Here is a 5,559-nt window from a genome sequence, read left to right as displayed (position 1 = left end):
CCGTGACCTTCGCCACGGCGTGCAACGGAGCAGAATTCTGGACCGCGGCAACGCTTCGAAGTCACGGCATGGATTCTAGGGTCTGCGCGCGTCGCTTCGCTCCTTGCTTCGCCCTAGAATGACGAGGTTCGGGAGGCTTCAGCCAATCCTCGGCGTTTGCGCTGCTTTCCCGTGCGCAATTGCCGCCAAAATGCCAAGACGGCTTGACCGGTCGCCTGCGGACCAATAGCGGGTTCGGGGAGACGATCAGCAAGAGGTGGCCATGAATGTTCTTCTTCTCGGCTCGGGCGGCCGCGAACATGCGCTCGCCTGGAAGACCTCCGCCTCGCCGCTGCTGACGAAACTTTATGCCGCGCCCGGCAATCCCGGTATCGGCCGTGTCGCCGAACTGGTGAAGCTCGACGTCGCCGACCATTCCACCGTCGCCGCCTTCTGCCAGGAAAAGAAGATCGACCTCGTCGTGGTCGGCCCGGAAGGCCCGTTGGTCGCCGGCGTCGCCGATGATCTGCGCGCCTGGGGCATCCGCGTCTTCGGCCCCTCCAAGGCGGCGGCAAGGCTTGAGGGCTCGAAAGGCTTCACCAAGGACCTTTGCGCCAAGTTCAACATTCCGACCGCCGCCTATGGCCGCTTCGGCGATCTCGCTTCGGCCAAGGCCTATGTCGAGAAGGTCGGCGCGCCGATCGTCATCAAGGCCGACGGGCTTGCCGCCGGCAAGGGCGTCACCATCGCGATGACTTCTGATGAGGCGAACGCCGCGCTGGAGGCTTGTTTCGAGGGCGCATTCGGCGCCGCCGGCGCCGAGGTCGTGGTCGAGGAATATCTGACCGGCGAGGAGGCGAGCTTCTTCTGCCTGTGCGACGGCGCCACGGCGCTGCCCTTCGGCACCGCGCAGGACCACAAGCGCGTCGGCGACGGCGATACCGGGCCGAACACCGGCGGCATGGGCGCCTATTCGCCGGCGCCGGTGATGACGGCCGAAATGACCGAGCGCACCATGCGCGAGATCATCGAGCCGACGATGCGCGGCATGGCCAATCTCGGCGCGCCTTTTGCCGGCATCCTCTTCGCCGGCCTGATGATCACCGACCAGGGCCCCAAGCTGATCGAATACAACACCCGCTTCGGCGATCCCGAATGCCAGGTGCTGATGATGCGGCTGAAGGACGATCTGCTCGTCCTGCTCAACGCCGCTGTCGACGGCCAGCTTGCGCATATGTCCATCCGCTGGAGCGACGAGACGGCGCTGACCGTGGTGATGGCCGCGAGGGGCTATCCCGGCACGCCGGAAAAGGGCTCGGTCATCCGCGGCCTCGACGAGGCCGAGCGTGATGGCGCCCAGATTTTCCACGCCGGCACCGCCATCAATGGCGGCGCGCTGGTCGCCAATGGCGGCCGCGTGCTCAACGTAACCGCGCTCGGCAAGACCGTCGGCGAGGCGCAGGCCAAGGCCTACGCGGCGATCGAGCACATCGACTGGCCGCAGGGCTTCTATCGCCACGACATCGGCTGGCGCGCCGTCGAGCGCGAGAAGACCGGCACGTAACCCAGCTTCAGGCGGCCGCGCTCTTTCGTCCGCCACGCGCCCAGGCGGGCAGCCAGTCGCCATGCGCGGCAAGCAGGTCGTCGACTAATGACCAGATCTGGTCGAGGTCGAGCTCGGCGGCGGTGTGCGGGTCCATCATCGCGGCATGATAGATGTGCTCGCGGTTCTCGGTCATGAGCGCCCGCACCGTCAGCTCCTGCACATTGATATTGGTGCGGATCAGCGCCGTCAGCTGCGGCGGCAACTCGCCAATGTAAGTGGGCTGGATTCCGGAAGCATCGACCAGGCACGGCACTTCCGCCGCGCAGTCGAAAGGCAGCGAGGTGATGCAGCCATTGTTGCGGACATTGCCGTAGATCACCGACGGCTCTCCGGTCCACACCGAGTTCATGATCGAGGAGGCATATTCCCTCGATTGCTCGACCTCGATCCGGTCGGCCGAGCGATAGGCCTCCGCTTGTCCTTTCCAGCGCTCGATCTGCTCGATGCAGCGTTTTGGATATTCGTCGAGCGGAATGCCGTATTTCTCGATCAGATCGCCGCGCCCCTCCTTGATGAAATAGGGCGTGTATTCGGCGAAATGCTCCGAGCTTTCGGTGACGAAATAGCCGAGCCGGGTCAGCATTTCGTAACGCACCTTGTTCGGGCAGCGCGGGTTCCAGCCCGGCTTCGGCGCGCGGCCCTCGCGATAGGCGCGCACGAGATCAGGATAGAGGTCGCGATAGGAGCCGTCCGCCTGGCGGTGCTCGAACTTGAGATAAAAGGCCATGTGGTTGATGCCGGCCGAGCGGTAGCGGATTTCTTCGTAGGGAAGGTCGAGGTCGTGCGCCAGTTCCATCGCCGTGCCTTGCACCGAATGACAGAGCCCGACCTGCTTGATCGTTGGGTATTTCTCGGCGATCGCCCAGGTGTTGATCGCCATCGGGTTCACATATTGCAGCATGATCGCCTCGGGGCAGACGGCGAGCATGTCCTCGCAGATCTTCCACAGATGCGGCACGGTCCTCAGGCCCCGCATGATGCCGCCGACGCCGAGCGTGTCGGCGATGGTCTGGCGCAGGCCGTATTTCTTCGGCACCTCGAAATCGGTGACGGTGCAGGGCTCATATCCGCCGATCTGGAAAGCGACGACGACGAAGTCGGCGCCGGCAAGCGCCTTGCGCTGGTCCGAATAGGTCTCGGCTTTCGCCTTGACGCCGAGCGTCGCGATCAGCTTGTTGACGACGATGGCGCTCTCTTCCAGCCGCTGCGGGTTGATGTCCATCAGCGCGATCGTCGCGCCCGACAGCGCCGGCCGCTGCAGCACGTCGCCGACGATGTTTTTCATGAACACCGTCGAGCCGGCGCCGATGAACGCGATCCTGGGATTTCTAGCCACTGTAAGCCTCCGGCACTTGTCTACGCCACCTCGAAAGCGGCCCTGACGAGCCGTTCGGTGTAGGCGGTCTTGGGATTGGACAGGACCTCGTCGACGGGTCCCTATTCGACGATTTGACCATGCTGCATGACGATGACGCGATGGCACAGCGCCCGCACCACCTTGAGGTGGTGCGAGATGAAGAGATAGCTGAGACCGCGCTCGTCCTGCAGCTTGCGCAGCAGGTCGATGATCTGCGCTTGCACCGAAAGATCGAGCGCCGATGTCGGTTCGTCGAGCAGGATGAATTCCGGCTCCAGCGCGATCGCCCGCGCGATCGCGATGCGTTGCCGCTGGCCGCCGGAGAATTCATGCGGGAAGCGCGACAGGATGTTGCCGGGCATGCCGGCGCTGACCAGCGCCTCGCGCACCCGCTCGACCCGTTCGCGCCGCGTCGCGCCCAGCCTGTTGACGACCAGTCCTTCCTCGATGATCTGGCCGATCGTCATGCGCGGGTTGAGAGAGGAGAACGGGTCCTGGAAGACGATCTGCATGCGCGAACGCAGCGGCCGCATCTCGCCGCGCGACAGCTTCTCGATCGGCCGGCCGTCGAAGCGGATTTCCCCGCGCTTGGCGTCCTGCAATCTGAGCAGCGCCTGACCGAAGGTCGTCTTGCCGGAGCCGGATTCGCCGACCAGCCCCAGCGTCTCGTGGCGGCAGAGCTTCAGGTCGAGATCGTCAACCGCGACCAGCTCGCGCCAGTCGGGTTTCAGGAACGTTCCGTGGCGCAGCATGAAGCATACGCGCACGCCGTTCGCCTCGAGGATGGTGCCGCTGCCTTCCGGCAGCGGCTTCGGCTGGCCATGCGGTTCGGAAGCGAGCAGCCGCTGCGTGTAGGGATGCTGCGGATTGGCAAAGAGCCGCTCGGTGACATTGTGCTCGCGCATCTCGCCATGCTGCATGACATAGACATAGTCGGAGAATTTGCGCACCACGGTGAGGTCGTGGGTGATCAGGATCACCGCCATCTTCAGCTCTTTCTGAAGATTGCGGATCAGGTTCAAGATCTGCGCCTGCACCGTGACGTCGAGCGCCGTTGTCGGCTCGTCGGCGATCAGCACGTCGGGGTCGTTGGCCAAGGCCATGGCGATCATCACGCGCTGCCGCTGGCCACCGGAGAGCTGATGCGGATACTGCTTGAGTCTGGCCTCCGGCTCGGGGATCTGGACATGCTTCAGGAGCTCGAGCGCCCGCGCCCAGGCTTCCCTGCGGCTCACCCTGCGGTGGACCCGGATCGCTTCGACGATCTGGCTGCCGACCGTGTAGATCGGATTGAGCGAGCTCATCGGTTCCTGGAAGATCATCGAGATGCGGTTGCCGCGCAGCTTGCGCCGGGCAGCCTCGGGGAATTCGAGGATATTTTGCCCGCAATAGTCTACGCTCGAGCGTGGCGACACGGTCGCACGCCGCGACAACAATCCCATCACGGTGCGCGCCGTCACCGATTTGCCGGAACCGGATTCGCCGACGATGGCTATGGTTTCGCCGCGGTAGAGCTGGAACGAGACGTCCTTCACCGCCTCGACGGTGCCGTGCTCCACCTTGAACGCGACTCCGATGTTGCGGGCGTCGATGATGGGCTGTTCATGGCGCGCGGCGTGGTCGAGCCGGACGGCCGGTGCGAAATTGTCTGCGAGCGCGATCGTCGTCATCCCGGCCACCTCAATACGGATCGACGGCATCGCGCAGGCCGTCGCCCAGCGCATTGAAGGCAAAGACGGTGACCAGCACGAAGCCGACCGGCGACAGGATCCAGGGATAGGTGCCGATGACCGAATAGGTCGCCGTGTCCTGCAGCATCAGCCCCCAGGAGATCAGCGGCGGCTTCACGGCGAAGCCGAGGAAGCCGAGGAAGGCTTCGAGTAGCACCACCGTCGGGATGGCGATCGTCACGGCGACGATGACGTGGCACATCACATTGGGAAAAATGTGCTGCATGATGATGCGCCGGTCGGTGGCGCCGACCGCCATGGCGGCGCGTACATAGTCGATCCGCGCCAGCGCCAGCGTCTTGCCGCGCACCTCGCGCGACATCTGCGCCCAGCCCAGCGCCGACATGACGACGATGACGAAGGCGAGGAAGACATTGGTCGGCGCGGTGACCGGGATCAGCGTCGTCAGCGCGAGATAGAGTGGCAGCTGCGGGAAGGCGAGCACCAGCTCGACGAAGCGCTGCATCCAGACATCGAACTTGCCGCCGAAATAGCCGGAGACCATGCCGACGATGGTGCCGATGACGGTGATGATGAAGACCACCGTCAGCGCGATCATCAGCGAGACCCGCGAGCCGTGGATGGCGCGTGAGAGCACGTCGCGGCCGAACTTGTCGGTGCCTAGGAAATGCACGGGCTGGCCGTCCATCGACCCGAACAAGTGCCGGTCCGCCGGGATCAGCCCGAAGAGCCTGTAGGGCGCACCCTCGACGAAGAAGCCGAGCAGCCGCGGATGATCGTAGTCGGGGCCGACGATCGGCTGGAAGGTGACCGGATCGAGATCTGCCGAGTCGGCCAGCGCATAGATCCTTGGCTGGAAGGTGAGATTGCCGTCCTTGTCGTGAAAGCTCGGCACCTGCGGCGGCGCGAAGGCGACCGACGTCGCC

General features: G+C 64.6%; 3 protein-coding genes and 1 pseudogene. 1 reads left to right on the top strand and 3 read right to left on the bottom strand.

Annotated elements, in window-relative coordinates:
* Positions 1-262 precede the first annotated feature (262 nt).
* Positions 263-1,543, top strand: coding sequence for a phosphoribosylamine--glycine ligase (gene purD / locus EOA27_RS19570; RefSeq protein ID WP_126078594.1), 1,281 nt, complete (start codon positions 263-265; stop codon positions 1,541-1,543).
* Between the two features lie 7 nt (positions 1,544-1,550).
* On the opposite strand, the gene EOA27_RS19565 is transcribed toward purD, so the two are convergent.
* From EOA27_RS19565 to EOA27_RS19555, 3 genes and pseudogenes are all read right to left on the bottom strand, one after another.
* Positions 1,551-2,921: an alpha-glucosidase/alpha-galactosidase gene (locus EOA27_RS19565; protein WP_126078593.1), complete on the bottom strand. Its 1,371-nt coding sequence runs from the start codon at positions 2,919-2,921 to the stop codon at positions 1,551-1,553.
* Between the two features lie 20 nt (positions 2,922-2,941).
* Positions 2,942-4,612, bottom strand: a pseudogene (locus tag EOA27_RS19560) (ABC transporter ATP-binding protein).
* 10 nt (positions 4,613-4,622) lie between these two features.
* On the bottom strand, positions 4,623-5,559 hold a 937-nt coding region (locus tag EOA27_RS19555; protein ID WP_145970427.1), incomplete at its 5' end, for an ABC transporter permease.

The sequence above is a fragment of the Mesorhizobium sp. M2A.F.Ca.ET.037.01.1.1 genome (assembly GCF_003998075.1).
Classification (GTDB): Bacteria; Pseudomonadota; Alphaproteobacteria; order Rhizobiales; family Rhizobiaceae; genus Mesorhizobium.
This window is presented reverse-complemented; position numbering and strand designations above follow the sequence as displayed.

Excerpts from the sequence above, each read along its gene's own strand:
- purD (WP_126078594.1), top strand. The coding sequence starts at position 263 with ATGAATGTTCTTCTTCTCGGCTCGGGCGGCCGCGAACATGCGCTCGCC.